Origin of the sequence: Vibrio sp. 10N.222.54.A3 (genome assembly GCF_041474095.1) — a bacterium.
GTDB classification, from domain to species: Bacteria; Pseudomonadota; Gammaproteobacteria; order Enterobacterales; family Vibrionaceae; genus Vibrio; species Vibrio crassostreae_C.
The window spans coordinates 1-20,305 of record NZ_JBFRTN010000089.1 but is presented as its reverse complement, the minus strand read 5'-3'; the positions used below and the strand labels follow the sequence as shown (position 1 = coordinate 20,305).

The window sequence follows — 20,305 nt, the reverse complement described above, 5'->3', positions numbered from 1 at the left end:
TTTCCGCTAGAACATAAAACTAAACGGCCCGATGACTATTGCTATTGCCAACTGTGCCTTTACTGGATTTGTGGTAGAGCTTAAGTGCCAATAATGAACCCCACAGCAAAACTTGTCCCCATAGCAATGTCCATTGAGACGCCACTTCTTGCCAAGATGCACCCATCTGATTAAGTGCTAAGAAACCTTGGATAGCCGGTGTGCTTGGGAATAGCTGTGATAACAGAACTAACCATTCAGGCATCATTTCAACTGGCCAGATAAAACCTGAAGAGAAGATCAGTGGCATTGAACTGATTAACACTACAACCGTGACGAGTTCTCTTCGTGGTACTAACTCACCAATAAAAATCCCGATCAAACAGCTGGCCAGTAAGAAGGGCAGAAGTAAGGTTAAGATCTGTGTTGTTGAGGTGAGCTGGTTTATCCCATACATCGAAAAGCTAGCGCCGAAATAGTACATCGACAACAAGTAATAAATGCCGACTAAGGTACAACAGCGAGCAAGCATCAGTTTCGCTGGAGAGGTCTTACTCCAGTAGCCAAATGTCGATTGAGCGTTTTGGGTTGCACCCACTAAACCAGAAGCCATGGCTAAGGTTTGTTGCAGGATTAACACAAAGACGGCTGGAACTACGTAATCGATGTATCCCATGCGACTATTAAACGTTGGTTTCAGGTTTAAGCTGAATGCACTGTAGCCTTTGGCTGCCGATTCTAAAGGCACACCTTCGACTAACAAATGGCTGACCTTAACTTGCGCAGCTAACGTACCACCGGCCTTGGCAAGCCCTTCAACAATGGTTCCGTAGACCAAGAAGTAAGAAGCATCACCAGCGTAAGAAAGCGTCGGGCTCTTACCGAGCAACAAGTCTTTATAGAAATCTTCTGGAATGACGAGGAAGCCGCCAATCTCTTGGTTAAGTACGGCTTGTTTTGCATCGGCGATGGTGGAGTCTCGACGAACCAATTCGATTTGAGAGGTGGCATCCACCATACGCTCTAATTGATAGCTGCTTTGACTCTTATCCAAGTTCACAACCGAAGCTTTCAGTTGTTGAGGAACTTGGTTCGCGTAAGGCAATGGATACAAGAAGGAATAGAAGACCACACCACCAAATACCGTAAGAAGCACGACAGGGTTGCGCAATACCGCTAAGAGTTCTTGCTTGAGCAGTTGAGTAAAGCTCATCGTTTTACTCCTTGTTGTGCTGATGCTTCTGGCTGTGTTGACGGCGTTGTTTTTGCAGATATAGCTGCTTTTGTAGATGGATCTGCTTGTGCAGTTAGAGTTGATTGCGCCAAGTGTTTCTTAATTAGCAACATTACCACGAAAGCAGGAACTGCATACCACAACATAGAAGAGAGGCTGATCAAAGACTGTGCTGCGCTCACACCATAACTAGACTGCGCCGTTTGTACTTCGATGTAATGACTCACGGGCAATAAGCTTCTCCAAATTTGAGCAGCTGTATTCATGTCTGTTACTGGAAAGGTAATACCCATGAACGCAAAGCTTGGTGCCGTAAATGCGCCAGCGAAACTCATCGCCCTTGCTGGATCAAGTGTTAAGAAGAAAAACAAACAACCCATAATGATACAACTGATCACGGTTAGCAGTTGGGCAATAGTCAATGCCACAAAGCTGCCGTTAAATGGCCAGTCTAAGAGCACATAGAACCAAAAACTAAACGCGATACCAAACATCAAAAACAAGACAAGGTAGGGCGTTAATGTTGATGCGAGTGACTTCATAGGGGCGTTGGATAACCAAGCGTGAAGCCCACGAGCTCTAACGTTCGCCGTCAAAACCAATATCGTGCCCACCACAATCATGATCTGCCACAGTGCAGGAATAACCGCAGACACCAAGAACTGTGCATAACTGGTGTTCTTGTTGAACAGCGGCGTGATCTGGCTTTGTACCGTTACTGCTTGGCCTAATGCGGATTGCACCGTGGTATCACCGTGTGACAGCTGTTTCACGACTTCAAGTTGCGCGTTAAAAGTCCCTTGAGCCTGCAGCAAGGCAGAGTTCACCAGCTTACCGATTAAGATAAATTGGCTGTTATAGAATACAGACACTTGCGGATTCAAGCCGAGCAGAAGGTCTCGGTCGAAGTGCCTTGGTATCACAACATAACCATAGATATCACGTTCGATCATCGCTTTCGCCGCATCACTCGCAGAGCTGTATTTCTGAGTGACTTGCAGCGTTGGTGACGCATCAACAAGGCGTGTGAACTGTTGCGAGATTTGACTGTGCTCAAGGTCGACAACTGCGACCGGTAAGTCACGAGCGATCCCTTGTGAAAAAATCAGCCAGATACTGGCAGCAAGCAGCAAAGGAATCCAAGTTAGGCAAGACAACAACCATTTGTCTTTGCGGACAATCGCCCACTGCCGAAGCAAGGTATTCTTCGCTCTATGATGCTCAGTTGATTGCGAGCCTCTAGATTGCGATCCAGTATATTGAGAGTTAGCAGACATAAGTCACCTAAAGCTCAACCACTAGGCTCATGCCCATACGCAGTGTTTCGCTCGTATCGACAGGGTGTGCTTCTACTTCAAAAGTACGTAAATCGAAGCCTTGTGCTGCGTCTGTTGAGCGCCAAGTTGCGAAATCACCCATTACGGCGATGTGAGTTACTTGGAAAGTTAATGATTTATCCAGAGCCGGTAGGTACGCCTCAAACTGGCTGCCTTTCTCGAAATGCTTAAGCATGTCTTCACGAACATTGAGCACAGCCCAAGCATCCTTGGTGTCGATAACAGTCACAACAGGGAAGCCTTGTGGTGCAAGTTCTCCACTGCTCAATAGAACCTGAGAGACTTCGCCATTAAACCAGCTGTGGATCTGTGTGTCTTTTGCGTAAGCTTCAACTTCCGCTACCGCACCCGCTGCCATTAACGCTTTTTGAGCGGCGGCCACTTTGGTTTCGTCACGCGCACCTTCTTGCGCTAATTGATACATTTGGAATGCAGCGCTTTCGGTGTACTTCGCCGCTTGCCACTGTGTTTTGGCTTCATCACGCTTCTGCTCGGCAACCACACCATCGTTGTAAAGGTTGTTTACACGTTGGTAGGTTTTGTCCATCAGATCGGCAGCTGCTTTGGCTTTCAACCATTGGTCTTTAGCCGCTTGGATCTGTTGAGTACGCGCGCCATTCTCTGCTTCTTGTGCTAATGCACCAGCGGCTTTCTGACCAGCTTTTGCTTGCTCTAGCTTCGCATCAATCTCAGGGCTTAGTAGAGAGAAGATCAATTCGCCTTTTTCAACCGAATCGCCTTTGCGCACGAATATTTCATCAATTCTGCCAGGTACTTTCGATGAGATGCTGTATTGCTGCACATCGATTTGACCTTGAAGCTTAACCGGCTGAGGTTGATAAGCTTGATAGAAACTGTATCCGACCCAGCCAATAACGCCGATACCAACTAAAGATAGAAGAAGGGGCTTAATAGGTTTCATGAATTATCCTTTTGACTGGCTAACGGTGTCTGTTTTTGAGTCGAAATCAGACGGAACAGAGGAGGTTAAGTAACTGGAGTAAGCATTCATTTCGCTGGTTAGCGCTAACAGCTTGTTGAGAGAGATTAGGTATTTGAAGCGAGCAGCAGATTGCTGGGTTTTAATGCTCGCAAGATAAAGCTCGGCATCAACCACTTCTAATGAGTTAGATAACCCTTGTGTGAAGGCTTTTTTACGAAGTAATAGGTTTTCCTGAGCTAAAGACAAGCTCGAGTTTAGGCCTTGAACCTCTTCAATGGCTTGGTTTGCTTCAAGGTAAGTCTTTTGTACCAACACGGTTAAGTCTTGCTTAGCTTGTGACTTAAGGAATTGAACCTGTGATACGGCACTGTGAGCCGCAGCGACTTTGTCGGAACGGCCAGAGGTATCAAGCAGTGGCACATTCACACCAATGCCAACCAACCAATCGGGTTTCATTTCACTGGCTAGAGAGTCATCTTCATACAGGCTGTAATCACCATAAAGGTAAACCTCTGGGTAGTATTTACCTTTCTCGGCTTTAATTAAGCTGCTTGCTTGTTTCTCTTTTGCATCAAGAATCTTAAGGCCGGGGTAGGTCATGAGTGTCTGGTCAATGAACACGTCCATATGAGGCAGGTTCTTATTGATAAACAGTTGTTCAGAGGGTTCTACACTTTCATTTTGACCAAGGATTTGGGTCAACGCCAATTGCGCAATTTTAAGATCGTTCTGAGCTTTCGTGCGCTCTACAATCGCTTTATCTAAAGAAGCATCGGCTTGTAGGCGTTCTACTCGGGCGATTTGTCCTTGCTGTTCAAGCTTGATGGCGAAATCACGATGCTGAGTTAAGCCTGCTTCAACGGCTTGACGCGTTCTCACGACATCTTCCGCTAAGATCACCGAGAAGTAATACTTACTTAAGTCTTCGTAGCGAGCTTGTTTCTCCATCAACAGTTGGCTTTGCGCTTCTTCGCTTTTACCTTCAGCGGCATTTTGCGCAGCGGTTATTCGACCACCAGTGAAGATAGGCCACACAGCACGAATGGAAGAGCTAAAGATGTCTTGTTCGGCAATGGTAGAGGTGATGCCACCTAACTGAGCTAAGAAGGGAGCAAATGCTGGATTTACGCCGCTTAAGCTGTCACCGAACTGTTCACCATTAATCGTCACATCACTATCAAGGTGCGTGTAGTTAGCCCCTAAGGTAATAGAAGGTAGATTAAGGCTACTTGTTGAGTTCTGAAGGTGTTGATAACGTTCAACGTTGGCTTGTTGAGCCGCAAGTGAGTTGTTGTTTTCTTGCAATATTTGCCACGCTTCAGAAAAAGTGAGCGGAGCTGCATAGCCTGGCGAAGCCATAGTGCCGAGAAGCATACTGGCGATCGCAAGGTATCGGAATTTTGGTTTGGTCATCTGCATTAAATACCAATTAGAGTATTAACTCTAATGTTAACAGGGCGATAGTCATTTGTCTTGAATAGATTGTCTCATATGAATAGAAATTTTCATAACTCGTTAATCAAGTGTAAATATGATTGAGTGACGTGAATATCAAAGATAAATGAAACTTAAAAAGCACGCATAAGCGTGCTCTTTAAGTTCAGTATAGAAGTGTTTTTACAAAATGAAGTGGCTTATTTAAAGCTAGGACAATGGTGATCGGCGCGCCATACCAATTGTCTTGAACCTTGCATTGTTTGTAATAAATCTCTCCCTGACATTTGCGGGAATGCTAACAATACCTTGAGATCGAGTGGGGAGGTGCCATCTTTCTCATAGGCTCTTACGTGAGTAAAAGTCGATTGTAAGTGTTTGAACAGCATAGTCTTAGTAAGACAAATTCCAAAGTTATCGCGTTTCATTGCCTTGTTTCCTTTTCAACAATGTTTATACGTTATGTTTGTTATCCTGTTTCTATTGGACGTTGCCACTGATCGATACTTCCTGCTCATCAATGTTTTATTATTGGGTGATGCTTTTATCAGTCACCTCTTCGTTGTCTGGCTAGCCGAGTTTGAAATAGCGATGGATGAATAGGGGAGAATACTTAATCCGTTTGTTCATCATTCGTAACGGCGAGCGTGCAACTTTTAGTTATAGATACGTCCAGCGAGTGAAGGGTTGTTGCTATTTTGTTAATCGAAGTTTCGATTCAAAGCGCGGTCTGAAAATCATGACCTATGGCTTAGCAACAATAAACTTCTTCATATGCAACCATTATAATTGTATTTATTTTGAACAACCTAAAAAACACCTAAAAGCTTAGTGATCTAGCTCAATATTTATTCGTTTATTTTGGTTTTTAAGCTAATCAGTCCTAAAAATGAACGATTAATCGAGATGAACAACGTAAAGGATTATCAATTAACAATCTACTCAATTATTTAGTTGAGTAGCAGTCACAAATTCACGCCCCTAGAAAGGTCATGCGATTAACTTGGTGTTAACATTGATCGTCTAACACTAGGGACGGTGGAATATGAAATGGAGCAGTATCAGTTTCCGTAAAAGGTTACTGATTATCATGACGGTCACTGGCCTCGTTGAACTTTTGATTCTTGCAGCGGCTGGTTTTTACTACATCAAACAATCTCAAGAACAAGAGATGGGTTTGAAAGCGTTAGGTGTTGCTGAATTTCTATCTGAATCGCCGCTTGTCACCAGCATTATTCAAGAAAATGGAACGTTGGACCCTAATGGCGTTCCCTACGTTTTGTCTGAAGAAACCCAAGTTAAATTTCGTAACCTTACTCAGCTCATTGGCGCGGCGTTTATCGTTGTTGGAGATGATAAAGGTATCCGCCTGATTCACCCTTATGATGACAGGCTCGGTAAACCCATGCGTGGTGGCGATAACCAAAAAGCATTGGTATTGGGCGAGTCTTATGTGTCGACAGCCAAAGGATCGCTGGGTTTTTCAGTTCGTGGTAAATCCGCGGTAAAAGACACCCAAGGTACCGTTATTGGTGTGGTGTCAGTTGGTTACTTATTGGATTCGTTGCAAGATCGAATCGAACCTTACTTAGCCTTTTTGATTGTGATGGCGTTGCTGGTGGTTGCGGTCAACGCTTTGATTTCGAGTTATGTATCTCGCCGTTTTCAACGCGCTATTTTGGGCTTTGAGCCTGAAGAGATAGGCCGGTTGTATGTTGAGCTAGATGTAACCATGAGTACCGTGAAAGAGGGCATTCTGAGCATCGATAAGCACGGCATTTTACGTTCAATTAATAAGAGTGCCTGCGATATTTTATCGATAGACAGGGATAAAGCACTCAATCAACAGCGCCTTTCTGATGTATTGCCAGGCAGTGATTTAGAACAACTGCTATCAACCGGCGACACCGACCACGATGTTGAGTTGTATTTAAACAATAAGCGAATCATTGCTAACCGAAGCCCGATTATAGTGGCAGGTGAGGTGGTCGGGGCGGTATCGAGTTTCCGATTACGAGATGAAATCAACGATTTAACAGACCAGCTCTCACAAACCAAAGAATATGCTGATCTACTGCGTTCACAAACCCACGAGCATCAAAACAAGCTTAACACTATTAGTGGCTTGATTCAGATGGGCGAGTTGGATTCAGTACAGCAGTTGATTGGCCAAGAAACGGCGCACTATCAAAGCTTGATCGAGTTCTTGCGTGAAACCGTTAAAGACCCGCTCATCGCAGGTATGCTCCTTGGGAAAACGGAACGCGCGCGAGAAATTGGTTTAGAGCTTAAAGTTGAAGAAGGCTCAAGGCTTGAAGCTCTGCCTAGCTGGTTAAACGCGGATGACGTTGTCACAATTCTTGGCAACCTGATTGATAACGCCTTTGACGCTACCATGACGGCGATTAAGCAAGAGGGTCAAATTGCGCCAGCGCGTCGGGTTATTGAAGTTTCAATCAGTGATTTTGGTAATGAAATTATCGTAGAAGTAGAAGACAAAGGGTGCGGTTTGCCGAAAGAGTTGGCGACCAAAGCACTCACCGAAAAAGGCGTATCGAGCAAAGCGAAGCAAAATCGTGGTGTGGGTTTGTATCTGATAAAGCAGCTGGCAGACCGATATCAAGGGCAGCTTGAAATGGTCGACAACCAAGATTTTGGCACGCGAATGACGGTTTATTTGCCAAAAGAAGAACAATAATAATTAAGCACGAAGCGATCTTGTGAAGATCATCGTGACGGAAAAAACATGGTTAAAGGAAGAACATAAATGAACGCAATCACGAGAGTCATGGTCATTGAAGATGATATTGCGATTGCAGAGCTACACCATCGTTATTTAGAACAGATGGGTGGCTTTGACGTGGTCGGCATTGCCACTACACAGTCTGAAGCGCTGATGCAACTGGACATCTTAAAACCGAATTTGGTGTTATTGGATGTGTATCTGCCGGACGGGTGTGGGCTCGATATTCTTAATCACGTAAGAGGGAGCAATCAAGGCTGCGACGTTATCTTGATTACTGCTGCTCGGGATGTCGATACGCTGCAGCAAGCAATGCGTGGTGGGGTGGTCGATTATCTATTGAAACCAGTAATGTTCCCTCGTTTGGAAGCGGCACTGAAAAAGTATCAATCTCAACAGCAAGAGTTTGAAAGTGTGTCGGATTTGAATCAAGGTTTGGTTGATAAGATGTTGCAAGCCAATGCCAAAGCGGACTCTGGAAAAGTATCCACCTTACCCAAAGGCATTGATGGCGTAACGTTGGATAAGATCAGAGCCATTTTTCAGCAAGCTGATGCCGTTAATATTACCGCCGATGAAGCCGGAGAACGAATTGGTGCTAGCCGAACCACCGCCAGACGCTATTTAGAATTTTTGATTACCACTGGTGAGTTAGTCGCAGACTTAAATTACGGTACTGTAGGTCGCCCGGAGCGCTGCTACAACAAAGCGCAAAGATAAACACGACACCATCAAAATAAATATAAAGCCAGTTGAATAAGCTGGTTTTACCTTTTTCTCCCTTTCCTATTGCTCACTCCACCGACCAGATACCGTTCTTTCTTGACTACACTGTTTGAGAATGCCGATTTGCTTCACCCGTGGGTTAAATGAACGGAACTATCGATTAGAATTTGTTCGAAATGAGTCAATATTTAATCGATTGCTTTCACAGTGGTTGATGTAAATCAAATAGTCATAGACAATACTGTCCCGAATAGAGGTGATAGCTTTCACCCTCGTTTACCAAACGCATTCTCAAATTTAATAGGCGCTTACTATTGATGTAATAGTTAAGACCTATTATCTATTTTCGTATGTCGCTGATACCTTTGGCGAATACTAAAAACCTTGTTTTTATAGGAAAGATGATGGTAATACCTGAAAACAGCAGCATCGTTATTTTTGGTGCGTCGGGAGATCTAACTTACCGCAAGTTAATTCCTGCTCTATACCACCTGTATGCTAGCAATCAACTACCAGAATCCTTTGCGATTCTTGGAGTGAGCCGTACTGAGTACAGCGATGAGTCTTACCGTGAGAAGCTGAAGAAGTCTCTTCAGGAAATGGAAAAAACTGAACCAGAGACGCTGAATGCATTTATTGAACATCTGCATTACCAAGCGATCAATACTTCAGATGTAGACGACTATGCTCGTTTAGCACAACGTCTAGACAAGCTTGAGCAAGACTACCAATTCGAAAACCATAACACATTGTTCTACTTGGCAACCCCGCCAAGCCTATACGGTGTGATTCCAGCAAACCTTGCTGCGCATGGCCTTAACGATGAATCGAACGGCTGGCGTCGTCTGATCATCGAAAAACCATTTGGTTACGACTTAGCATCAGCTCAAGCGTTGGATGAAGAGATCCATCATCACTTCCAAGAACACCAGATCTACCGTATCGACCATTACCTTGGTAAAGAGACGGTTCAAAACCTTCTAGTGCTTCGTTTCTCAAACGCGATGTTTGAACCACTGTGGAACCGTAACTTCATTGAATACGTTGAAATCACAGGTGCTGAGTTCCTTGGCGTTGAAGAGCGTGGCGGATACTACGACGGTTCTGGCGCAGTTCGCGACATGTTCCAAAACCACCTGCTGCAAGTGCTAGCGATGGTAGGTATGGAGCCGCCTGCACAAATTAACGCTGATTCTATTCGTGATGAAGTGGTTAAAGTGCTTCAGTGTCTGAAACCATTAGAAGAAGATGATCTGCGTAAAGACTTAGTATTAGGTCAGTACACAGCATCAGATGTTCGTGGTCAGCACCTACTAGGTTACCGTGAAGAGCATGGTGTAGCGGATGATTCTCGTACCGAGACTTACATCGGCTTGAAAGCTCACATCAATAACTGGCGTTGGAATGGTGTTCCTTTCTACGTACGTACAGGTAAACGCTTACCAACACGTGTGACTGAAATCGTGATTCACTTTAAGAACACGCCACACCCAGTATTTGGTCAAGATGCACCAGAGAACAAGCTGATTATCCGCATCCAACCGGATGAAGGTATTCAGATGAGCTTTGGTTTGAAAGAGCCAGGCGCAGGCTTCAAAGCAAAAGAAGTGAAAATGAACTTCTCTTACTCTGACTTGCCTGAAACTCAGATGCTGACGGCTTATGAGCGTCTTCTTCTTGATGCACTGAACGGTGATGCGACTCTGTTTGCACGTACCGATGCGGTAGAAGCATGTTGGAAGTACGTTCAACCAATCTTAGACTTCAAGCAAGATCCTCAAGCACTGTTTGGCTATGCTTGTGGTACTTGGGGCCCACAGGAAGCAGATGAACTTCTGCAACGTGATGGCCGCGCATGGCGTTTCCCATGCAAAAACTTAACAGACACGGATTACTGCGAACTATGATCAATCACAAGATCTTTGCAACGCCTGAACTGGTTGTTGAAAACCTAGCAAATGAAATGAAAGCATACAGCGAGCAGGGCAAACCTGTTCACATTTCACTGTCTGGTGGCAGCACGCCAAAAATGCTTTTCAAACTTTTAGCACAGGCGCCATACGCGGAAGGTATTCAATGGAATAACCTTCACTTCTGGTGGGGCGACGAACGTTGCGTTGTACCAGACGACGCTGAAAGCAATTTCGGTGAAGCAAACGCGCTCTTATTTTCAAAACTAAAAGAGTTTACTCAAGTAAACCTTCCTGCTGAAAACATCCACCGCATCCGTGGTGAAGATGAACCAAAAGCAGAAGCAGAGCGTTTCGCAAAAGAGATGGCAGACGTAATCCCAACAGAAAACGGCACGCCTGTATTCGATTGGATTCTGCTTGGTGTTGGCGCAGACGGCCACACAGCTTCACTATTCCCAGGTGCAACCAACTACCAAGATGAGAACCTATCTGTATTAGCTTCTCACCCTGAGTCTGGTCAAATCCGTGTTTCTAAAACAGCGAAAGTTTTAGAAGCAGCAAAACGAATCAGCTACCTAGTACTGGGTGCAGGTAAAGTTGAGATCGTTAAAGAAATTCATACAACTCCTGCTTCAGAACTGCCTTACCCGGCAGCGAAAATCCAGTCTAAAACTGGCGAGACAGAGTGGTTCCTAGATTCAAATGCAGCAAGTGCTATCGCATAAGTGCGAATAGCCGCAAGGAGATATAAATAATGAAAGGTGATATCGGTGTAATTGGCCTAGCAGTAATGGGTCAGAACCTTATCCTAAACATGAACGACCACGGCTTCAAAGTTGTGGCTCATAACCGTACTGCTGCTAAAGTAGACGAGTTCCTAGAAGGCCCAGCTAAAGGTACTAACATTGTTGGTGCTTACTCTCTAGAAGAGCTAGTTGAGAAGCTAGAAGCGCCACGTAAAGTGATGCTTATGGTTCGTGCTGGTGACGTTGTAGACACGTTCATCGAAAACCTAATCCCACTTCTAGACGAAGGCGACATCATCATTGATGGTGGTAACACTAACTACCCAGACACTAACCGTCGTGTAGCGCATTGTCGTGAGAAAGGCATCCACTTCATCGGTACTGGTGTATCTGGTGGTGAAGAAGGTGCTCGTTTCGGTCCTTCAATCATGCCAGGTGGTGCGGCTGAAGCTTGGGAAGCGGTTAAGCCAATCTTCCAAGGTATCTCGGCAAAAACTGACGCTGGTGAGCCTTGCTGTGACTGGGTTGGTAACGACGGTGCTGGTCACTTCGTTAAGATGGTACACAACGGCATCGAATACGGTGACATGCAGCTTATCACTGAAGCATACCAGTTCATGAAAGATGGCCTAGGTATGTCTGCTGACGAGATGCAAGCAGTATTCGCTGACTGGAACAAGACTGAGCTAGACAGCTACCTAGTTGAAATCACTGCTGACATCCTTGGCTACAAAGATGAAGACGGTGAAGCGCTAGTTGAGAAGATCCTAGACACTGCAGGCCAAAAAGGTACGGGTAAGTGGACGGGTATCAACGCACTAGACCTAGGTATCCCACTAACACTGATCTCTGAGTCTGTATTCTCTCGTTGCCTGTCTGCTCTTAAAGACCAACGTGTTGAAGCTGAAGCTTTGTTTGAGAAGACAATCACTCCAGTTGAAGGCGACAAGCAAGAGTGGGTTGATGCACTACGTCAAGCTCTACTGGCTTCTAAGATCATCTCTTACGCTCAAGGTTTCATGCTAATGCGTGAAGCGTCGAACGAAAACGGCTGGGACCTAAACTACGGTAACGTAGCGCTAATGTGGCGTGGTGGTTGTATCATCCGTTCTGCATTCCTAGGCAACATACGTGATGCGTACGAAGCAAACCCAGACATCGCGTTCCTAGGTTCTGACGAGTACTTCAAAAACATCCTACAAGGCAGCCTAGTGGCATGGCGTAAAGTAGCAGCGAAATCTCTAGAGTCTGGTATCCCAATGCCATGTACGATTTCTGCGCTATCTTTCCTAGACGGTTACACAACTGCACGTCTACCAGCGAACCTGCTTCAAGCTCAACGTGACTACTTCGGTGCTCACACTTACGAGCGTACTGACCGTCCACGTGGTGAATTCTTCCACACAAACTGGACTGGTACAGGCGGCGATACTGCTTCTACAACTTACGACGTATAATCGTTAGTTAGAATCAGTTAAGAACCTTGTTGTTCTTATTAGCTGTAAACTAGAAAACAAAAGGATGCCAACTGGCATCCTTTTTTGTTGGTTCTGCAAGAGAGTCACAGACAGCAAATTCAATACAACCCGTTAAGCGAGTGCAGCTTGTGGACTTTGCATATCACTGTATTGCTCTCGTATCGACATGAAGTAATCAAGGTTTTGCTTCAGCGCAGAGACGCACTCTGGATCAAACATCAACCCTGTATGCGCTTCAATGTAGTCCATTACCTTAGATGCTGACCATGCGTGTTTGTAAGCTCGTTTACTCAGTAAGGCATCGAACACATCCGCTAGCGTTACAATTCTTGCCTCCAGTGGAATCGCTTCTCCAACGAGCGCATCTGGCAACCCTGAGCCATCAAACCGTTCATGATGGTGACGTACAATATTCTGGATGAACTGAACTTCTTCGCTACACATTGAGCTGTGGTGGGAAAGGGCAACCACGTCATCAATCATCTCTTCGCCATATATCGTGTGATTGTTCATGATGTTTCTTTCTTCTTCCGAAAAACGCTCAGTACTGAAGAGCACTTTGTCTGGGATTCGGTACTTCCCTATGTCGTGAAACGGGGCATACAAGCGAATGCGGTGAACGAATTGGTGGGTGATCTCATTGTTACTGTGCGAAAGCGTACGTGCGAGCTGTTCGCTGTATTTTCCCATGCGAATCAGATGCTCTTTGGTTTCAGGATCGCGTGCGTGCCCCATGTTTAGGGCGATGGCTAATGAGGACTGAAAATGTCTCTGGCGTTCGAAGAGTTGCACAAACAGGTTCGAAATCGCTTGGGTGAGGTAGGCGATGTCGCTTTGTATTGTCTGCTTAGCAAAAAAGTCAGTGCATGAGGCGTTGATGAAAACGAACCCAAGGTTACTCTCTTGGTAGTGGATTGGAGTGGTATAGCTACTTTGGTGACCAAGCTCGAGTAGATGAGAGATTTGTTTAGTCGGATTCATCAAAGAGAGGTCATCAACAATTCTTGTTTCCAATGATTCAGCCAGACGACTCAACGCAGAGTTGGGTTTGATCTCCTGTTCGATGTAATGATGCTTGGCGTTTTGGCACAGTGAATCCGATACAAAATAATTCGATGCTTTATTTTCACTGCACAGCACCACGGATAGCCGAGATAATATGGGGTAGTGTTCACGAGCTAGCTGGAAGAGATCATCGACTATGGCGACGATGTCTTTGTCTTGGGCCGCTGCTCTACTGAAATGGGAGTAGTCAAACATGTGGCAAGCCAACCTTTAATTATAATTATGCCACTGTTTAATCGGGTTTTTTACCGTTTCGATATTCAATAAAACCATAGCACTGTGTTATTGAAATGTAATACTGCGTACTGAAAAACTTTAATTTCATCACTAAATATATGGTTTTTGCATACGGTTACCGTAGGTTTTGTTAAGTTGAACCAGTTTCATAACGTTTGGGGTGAAGGTTTGTTTGCAGAATGTACTTAGTCTGTATAGCGAGCTAAGGTAGGGTGTTAAGTGACCAATTCGAAATTAATTTCAAAGATAAATAGGATAACGAGTATGCTTTATGCCATCATAAAGGCATAAATAAGGGCAATGGATGTAATGCCCAAGTGATTGAGCTAGAAATGGTCAGTGATGACGGTGTTTTAGAGTAAATTCAAGGCCTTTAGTTGCCTTGAAAAAGGTAATGTTATGACTGAAGAAGAAAGAATCGAACTGCAACAAAATAACCCGCTACACGGCTTAAAGCTTGAAACCATGATCACTGAATTAGTGGATCACTATGGTTGGGAAATTTTAGATGCGGCCATGCGTATGAACTGCTTTAACACTAAGCCTACAGTGGCAAGTGCAGTTAAATACCTGAAGAAAACCGAATGGGCTCGTGAAAAGGTTGAAAACTTCTACCTTTACCGTTTCAAGCGTATGCCTAAAGCATCGGACATTGAGTACCAGATGCCTCCGCGTTCACGTACATTCCGCCATGGACTAGAGCCTCGTGAGCCGATGGAACTAACGGTTGAGTCTATCCATGCCTCTCAAGCTAAAGCTGCGTCTGCATTTAAAGAGCGCCGTGGCGGTAACGGTCGTAATTTCCGTCGTTAACAAGAAGACGTCGCTAGAAAGAACCGTCGCTAAATAAGGCGTCGGCGATTAGCACGGCTAATTAGATAAGCGAAAAACACAAAAGGAGCCTATGAGCTCCTTTTTTAATTCGTTCGATTTAAACCGTAAATGGCTAAGCTTCGCGGTTCTTTCTTTGATTCTTCCAAAGATCGGTGACATAAACGATTGCACTGATAAGTAAGAATAGCGCTGACACAGAAAACAGAGCGGGCATTTTTAGGATCCACGCGAATGTGGCAGCAAGAAAAGCGACAAAGCAAATGAGTCGACTTGATGACATGACATGACCGAGTTTAGTGTTCATAACGCCTCCTAATGAAGTCTCACTTTCGACAGGAGAATTATCCCACCTTTGGCAAAATAAAGGCTAAAAAACAGTCTAAATTGTTATCAAATTTGCTAATTGAAGGACTCGTCTCACACATTTTGGCTTGGCTATTTTATAAGCAATAAAATAGCGGAATCGGTATGAGAAGGGTGTAGTCTCTTTGCTTAATCTTTCCAGTTGCAAGCCTTATTGACCGAACGTCTAATTAGCATAGAAAAAGTAAGCGGTGATCAAAAAGCTCGCGATGATCACTGTGGTTCGAACATAGTGTTGAGGGATGCGGCGAGAGATTTTTGCTGAATAATAACCACCAACCAATGTACCCAATAATACAGCCATGCCAGACGGCCAATCAATCGAACCATTGACGATAAAAAATACGATCGCTGCGAGGGAAGCACACGCGGACACGAGCAGTTTGATGCCATTCATCACGTTGATGTTGGTGTAACCAGCCAGCGCCAAATAGCTCAATGTCACAATGCCCAAACCTGCATTAAAATACCCACCGTAGATACAGACAATCAAAAGTAATAAAGCGGAAAAGAATGCGCCTGCGCTAGTGGCGTGCTTATGTTTTGCTGTAGCTTGTTTAAGCCATTTATTGAGCGTGCCGCCAAACGTGAAAAGCAGAGCAGCATACAGCAACAGCCAAGGGACAGATTGAGTGAACAGAGCTTCTGGTGTGTGCAGCAGTAAAAATGCCCCGATACCACCGCCAATCACACATAAAGCTATAGTCAGTTTTAGCTGCTTAGTTCCAGATTGAATTTCGTGGCGCAGAGCGTAGGCTCCGCTAATGTATCCAGCACACGAAGCAAAGGTATTGGTCGCGTTGGCTGCTATTGGTGGAACGCCAGCAAATAACAAAGCAGGGAAAGTGATGAAGCTGCCGCCACCCGCAATGGAGTTAAGCACACCGCCAACCACCCCTGATAAGAATAGAATCAACCAATCCATAGTTTTAGAATCCAATACGTTAACTAACTGGTTACCTTACTTGAATTTGTTATGAATATCAGCGCCATGTGTGTTGTAAAGATAGGTTTGTGAGTTTGCTACCACCTTAGAGCTGTGGTTTTTTGAAATAGCTGGTACGAAAAAAGGAGCCTGAGGCTCCCTTTATTTCGTTTTGTTTTCTAGGCTAAGCCAAGTTTATACTTCAACAGGCTTTGCTCTAAAGCTCTTGAACAGCTTAACCAGAATAGGACTAGATAGAACCAATACCGCTAAAATAGTGAAGGTCATAGTGATAGGGCGTTCCCAAAGGAAGCTGAGTTCACCATCACTGATCATCAGTGCGCGTCTCAAGTTCTCTTCCATCAAACCACCTAATATGAAGCCTAACAGTAATGGTGCCAATGGGAAGTTGGCTAGCCTTAATGCTATCGCAGCCATCGCTACCAGTAGCATCACAAATACGTCCATCGTGTTGAATGACACCAAGTACACGCCAGTGATTGAGAAGAAGATAATCATTGGCAGTAGAACCGTTCTAGGTACCGCTAGCAGTTTAGAGATATATGGGATCAACGGTAGGTTTAAGATAACCAGCACGATGTTGCCAAAGTACATCGAGATAATCACCGACCAAAATACGTCTGGGTGTTCAACGAACAAGCGAGGACCAGGCTGAATACCGTAGGCAATCAATGCACCAAGCATAATCGCAGTTGTACCAGAGCCCGGAATACCCAGCGTTAGTAGCGGAACGAATGAACCACTTGAAGCGGCGTTGTTTGCTGATTCAGGAGCAACAAGACCACGGATACTGCCTTTACCGAACTCTTTCTGCTTGTCTTTTGGCGCGAGGCTACGCTCCATACCGTAGCTTAGGAATGCCGCAATAGTGGCACCTGCGCCCGGTAGAACACCGGTAAAGAAACCGAGAATAGAAGATCGAATTGAAACTGGTGCCACTTCTTTGAACTCTTCTTTGGTGACCTTCATGCTACCAATATCCGACATCTTTTGGCTTTCTTCCGCGCTGGTGTCTTGCTCTGGTTTTAGAATACCCATCAAGGTTTCACCCAGTGCGAATGTTGCCATCGCTAATAATAGGAAGCTAAAGCCATCCATCAGATCCGTAAGGCCAAAAGTGAACCGTTCAACGCCAACACCTTTGTCGATACCTACAGTTGATAGCATCAAACCAAGAATAGTCATCATCCACGCTTTGATTACCTGACCTGGGCCTGCAAACGCCGCTACAGCGGACAAACCTAATAGCATCAACGCAAAGTAGTCTGAAGACTGGAAGCTCAGTGACACGCTTGCTAGAGCCGGTGCGGCAATCAAAAGCATGATTGCTGAAAGCGTACCGCCTGTGAAAGAAGAGTAAGCCGCGAGAGCAAGTGCTTTACCTGCTTGGCCTTTTTGAGCCATCGGGTAGCCGTCAAACGCGGTTACTACCGTTGAAGAACAACCCGGAGCATTGATTAAGATGGATGACGTCGAGCCACCAAATACAGCGCCGTAGTACACACCAGCCATCAAGATTAGGCCAGAAGAAGGATCTAGGCCGTATGTAATCGGGATCATCAACGCGATTGCTGAAATTGGACCGAGTCCCGGTAGCATTCCAATAAAGGTACCAACAAAACAGCCAACAATTACCATCATGATGTTCATTGGCATCACGGCGGTAGAAAGTCCTTGTAAAATTCCGTCTAACATAATGTTATCCCTACCAAAGAGTGAAGATTAAACCAGGCTCTAGGTAGATATCTAAGCCTTGAGTTAATAAAAGAAAGAACGCGATAACGAAAGGAAACGACGCGCCAAATAAAACAGTTTTGCGGCGCTCACCCAACAGGTAAAAGCCTGCAAGTAAGAAGAAGCTGGTTGCTAAAACAAAGCCAAGATAAGTCAGCCCAACACCGTACAGTGCCATTAACACCAAGAAGCCAATCAGCAGTTTCCAGTTTAGCGGTGTTGTGTCACATGTGACTTTCTTATCCGGTTGTCCTGTTATTAGCAGGATCAACGAAAGGCCAATGCCGATAAACGTCAACAGGGTAGGTAAGGTTCTTGCTGTGAAGGGTTCGTACTCGTCACCGGGGAACAAAGGAATCAGCGTGGTTTGGTAGCCATAGCATAAACATGCAAGCATAAAGAGCATGGCTCCGATGCGATCCTTCGAAAGCAAAGATTCCTTACTCAGAAATTTGGTTGGTAAGTCCGACATATCCAACTCCATTTGGGGTGGTATAAAAAGTAAAAAAGCCGCACATGAGCGAGTTAATGAAGAATGTCTGGGATCACTAACCAAAGGTGAGCGAATTACATGACTTGGTTAAGCCACTTGCCTCTACAACGAATCAGCAAGCTTTAGCAATACACTACGAATAAACAAAGGAGTTTTAGTTAACTCATGTACGGCGAAACAGGAAAGAGTAAGAGGGCACATAAGCCCTCTATGGTTGTTGGTTACTTCAAGAAACCAAGCTCACGCATTAGATCGCCCATCTGTTTTTCTTGGTCTTCTAGGAAGGCGTAAAAATCTTTGTCAGCTTTGTAGTTGTCGATCCAACCGTTACGGTCACGAACCACTTGCCACTCATCGGTTTTGTACATTTTGCCAAGAGCTTCGTTCCACTCGTCGATTTTTGCTTGGCTTGTACCCGGTGCCGCAAAGAAACCACGCCAGTTAGCAAATACTGTCTCGTTGCCGTATTCAGTCAGTGTTGGGATGTTAGGCGCAGCGTCAAGACGCTTTGGAGCCGTCACAGCAAGCACTTTTACTTGGCCAGATTTAGACATCTCTAGTACTTCACCAAGGCCCGTTGAAAGCAGCTGTGTTTCGCCAGAAAGCAGTGCCGCCATCGCTTTACCGCCAGCATCATAGGCAATGTAACGTACTTTCTTCGCATCAAAACCTTCGCCTTTGAACGCTGCCGCTACTACAAGGTGGTCCATGCTGCCACGAGCTGAACCGCCAGCAATCTTCACTTTACGTGGGTTGGTTTCGAACTCTTTAACGACGTCTTCCCAAGTGTCGTACTTAGAATCCGCAGGAGCGACGATTGCGCCGTAATCGGCAATGGTTGCTGCTACCGGAGTTAGGTCACGGAAAGATTGAGGGAAGATACCTGTTAGTGAACGAACAACGATAGGCGTTGAGTTCACCATTAGCGTGTCTTCTTGGCGTTGTGCTGTTTCGATTAGGTGAGCAATCGCTTTACCGCCACCGCCACCAGACAGGTTTTGGAAAGAGACATTTTCTACGATGTCTGATTTCACCAATACATCACCCGTACCACGAGCTGTCATATCCCAACCACCACCAGCGCCGCCAGGGATTAGGAAGTGGATTTTTTCTACGTCAGCAGCAAAAGTGTTGAAAGAAAAGGTTGCTGTGATGATAGAAGCCGCAAGAGTAGGTTTCAGTGCCTTGAACATGGTTCACGTTCCTTATGTAGGGGATCTCTTCAATGGAGAGAAACTTATGTTTTATTTCCAGCTACTAAACAGATGAGTAGGATATTGCTTAGCAGATGAAGCTAATGTTAACGGTGTGTTAATGAAATGTCTGTAATGCGGCGATATTGAGAATAAAGAACATTGGATTAATATTGTTCATAAAGTTCACGGTAACGTGTTTTTGTCCATTTACTGTTGAATGATATCTGGATTCTAAAATCGTAGTTATTGTCTCAGAATGATTGAATTCATTGACAAAGGTTGGATTTAACTAGCGTTTTCTACTCGAGTGCATTGGTTGTTGGTCTATATTGTTAGATGTGACTACGATAACTATTTCTGCAAAAGAGTCAGGTGTATAGAGGTGTTAGATTTTAGATGTGGAATAGAGTTACTATAGTTGATATGCAACTTAAGCGGTATTGATTGCGCTAGGCTGTTAACTTTGGAGTTGGCGATTATTCAAGGATGAAATAATGGCATTAAAAAAAATTTCGTTACGATTTACTGTTGGAGGAATGTTTTTACTCGCGACATTTCTTACCGCTGTTATTGCGGTTTCACTGCAATATTACTTCAGTAAAAAAATGGCGACTGAGAATACCCTATCAAAGTTGACGATGGTGTCCCAAGAGCTGAGTAACTATATCGGCGCGGTTGATTCTGACGCAGCCAATACGGCGCGTTTACTTTCTTCAGTGAAACGTTCTATAAGTAACAAAATATCGAAAGAAGAGTCGCGTAGTATTCTTTCAGAAGCAATTAAAGATAACCCTCTCTTTTATAGTATTTACATTGGCTCATCTAATGAAAACTTCTTCCAAATTATTAATCTAGAATCTGCCCCTGTCGTTAGAGAAAAAATCGGTGCACAACAAAAAGACCG

Annotated in this window: 17 protein-coding genes and 1 pseudogene; 7 read left to right on the top strand and 11 right to left on the bottom strand. The window is 44.7% G+C overall.

Going from position 1 to position 20,305, the window contains the following annotated elements; all coding sequences use genetic code 11:
- Positions 1–19: 19 nt before the first annotated feature.
- The 5 genes from AB4507_RS18540 to AB4507_RS18520 form a co-directional block, all read right to left on the bottom strand.
- Positions 20–1,192, bottom strand: coding sequence for an ABC transporter permease (locus tag AB4507_RS18540; RefSeq protein ID WP_102393488.1), 1,173 nt, complete (start codon positions 1,190–1,192; stop codon positions 20–22).
- Positions 1,189–2,490, bottom strand: a complete 1,302-nt coding sequence (locus tag AB4507_RS18535; protein ID WP_065583586.1) for an ABC transporter permease — start codon at positions 2,488–2,490, stop codon at positions 1,189–1,191. Before AB4507_RS18535 ends, AB4507_RS18540 begins: the two co-directional genes overlap by 4 nt.
- Before the next feature lie 7 nt (positions 2,491–2,497).
- Entirely contained in the window at positions 2,498–3,472 is a 975-nt protein-coding gene (locus AB4507_RS18530) for an HlyD family secretion protein (protein WP_017070946.1), read from the bottom strand.
- 3 nt (positions 3,473–3,475) lie between these two features.
- Positions 3,476–4,912: a TolC family protein gene (locus AB4507_RS18525; RefSeq protein ID WP_372183069.1), complete on the bottom strand. Its 1,437-nt coding sequence runs from the start codon at positions 4,910–4,912 to the stop codon at positions 3,476–3,478.
- A gap of 215 nt (positions 4,913–5,127) precedes the next feature.
- Positions 5,128–5,355: a hypothetical protein gene (locus tag AB4507_RS18520; protein ID WP_009846577.1), complete on the bottom strand. Its 228-nt coding sequence runs from the start codon at positions 5,353–5,355 to the stop codon at positions 5,128–5,130.
- Between the two features lie 617 nt (positions 5,356–5,972).
- On the opposite strand from AB4507_RS18520, the gene AB4507_RS18515 reads away from it, so the two are divergent.
- From AB4507_RS18515 to gnd, 5 genes are all read left to right on the top strand, one after another.
- Entirely contained in the window at positions 5,973–7,625 is a 1,653-nt protein-coding gene (locus tag AB4507_RS18515) for a sensor histidine kinase (protein WP_032546322.1), read from the top strand.
- A 69-nt stretch (positions 7,626–7,694) separates the two neighbouring features.
- Complete coding sequence (locus AB4507_RS18510; RefSeq protein ID WP_017069356.1) at positions 7,695–8,390, top strand: response regulator; 696 nt, start codon at positions 7,695–7,697, stop codon at positions 8,388–8,390.
- A 410-nt stretch (positions 8,391–8,800) separates the two neighbouring features.
- Entirely contained in the window at positions 8,801–10,303 is a 1,503-nt protein-coding gene (gene zwf / locus AB4507_RS18505) for a glucose-6-phosphate dehydrogenase (protein WP_017059714.1), read from the top strand.
- Positions 10,300–11,034, top strand: coding sequence for a 6-phosphogluconolactonase (pgl, locus tag AB4507_RS18500; protein WP_017066266.1), 735 nt, complete (start codon positions 10,300–10,302; stop codon positions 11,032–11,034). The genes zwf and pgl overlap by 4 nt, the downstream gene beginning before the upstream one ends.
- 29 nt (positions 11,035–11,063) lie before the next feature.
- A complete protein-coding gene (gene gnd, locus AB4507_RS18495; protein ID WP_017059712.1) occupies positions 11,064–12,512 on the top strand; it encodes a decarboxylating NADP(+)-dependent phosphogluconate dehydrogenase in 1,449 nt (482 codons plus the stop codon).
- 132 nt (positions 12,513–12,644) lie between these two features.
- Here the strand turns inward: gnd and AB4507_RS18490 are convergent, their stop codons facing one another.
- Positions 12,645–13,805, bottom strand: coding sequence for an HD-GYP domain-containing protein (locus AB4507_RS18490; RefSeq protein WP_372183068.1), 1,161 nt, complete (start codon positions 13,803–13,805; stop codon positions 12,645–12,647).
- Positions 13,806–14,234: 429 nt separating this feature from the next.
- Between AB4507_RS18490 and AB4507_RS18485 the strand changes: the two genes are divergently transcribed.
- Positions 14,235–14,648 (top strand): VF530 family DNA-binding protein, encoded by a 414-nt coding sequence (locus AB4507_RS18485; protein WP_010438513.1) that lies wholly within the window; start codon positions 14,235–14,237, stop codon positions 14,646–14,648.
- 133 nt (positions 14,649–14,781) lie between these two features.
- Here AB4507_RS18485 and AB4507_RS18480 read toward each other — a convergent pair whose 3' ends face one another.
- The 5 genes from AB4507_RS18480 to AB4507_RS18460 form a co-directional block, all read right to left on the bottom strand.
- Entirely contained in the window at positions 14,782–14,973 is a 192-nt protein-coding gene (locus tag AB4507_RS18480; RefSeq protein WP_123283324.1) for a hypothetical protein, read from the bottom strand.
- 225 nt (positions 14,974–15,198) lie between these two features.
- Positions 15,199–15,957 (bottom strand): sulfite exporter TauE/SafE family protein, encoded by a 759-nt coding sequence (locus AB4507_RS18475; RefSeq protein WP_372106582.1) that lies wholly within the window; start codon positions 15,955–15,957, stop codon positions 15,199–15,201.
- A gap of 195 nt (positions 15,958–16,152) precedes the next feature.
- Positions 16,153–17,673, bottom strand: a complete 1,521-nt coding sequence (locus tag AB4507_RS18470) for a tripartite tricarboxylate transporter permease (RefSeq protein WP_372183067.1) — start codon at positions 17,671–17,673, stop codon at positions 16,153–16,155.
- A 10-nt stretch (positions 17,674–17,683) separates the two neighbouring features.
- Positions 17,684–18,184 (bottom strand): tripartite tricarboxylate transporter TctB family protein, encoded by a 501-nt coding sequence (locus tag AB4507_RS18465; RefSeq protein WP_372114742.1) that lies wholly within the window; start codon positions 18,182–18,184, stop codon positions 17,684–17,686.
- A 242-nt stretch (positions 18,185–18,426) separates the two neighbouring features.
- Entirely contained in the window at positions 18,427–19,398 is a 972-nt protein-coding gene (locus AB4507_RS18460) for a tripartite tricarboxylate transporter substrate binding protein (protein ID WP_229648231.1), read from the bottom strand.
- A 497-nt stretch (positions 19,399–19,895) separates the two neighbouring features.
- Here AB4507_RS18460 and AB4507_RS18455 point away from each other — a divergent pair.
- Positions 19,896–20,305: pseudogene (locus AB4507_RS18455) on the top strand (phosphohydrolase); the annotation flags it as partial.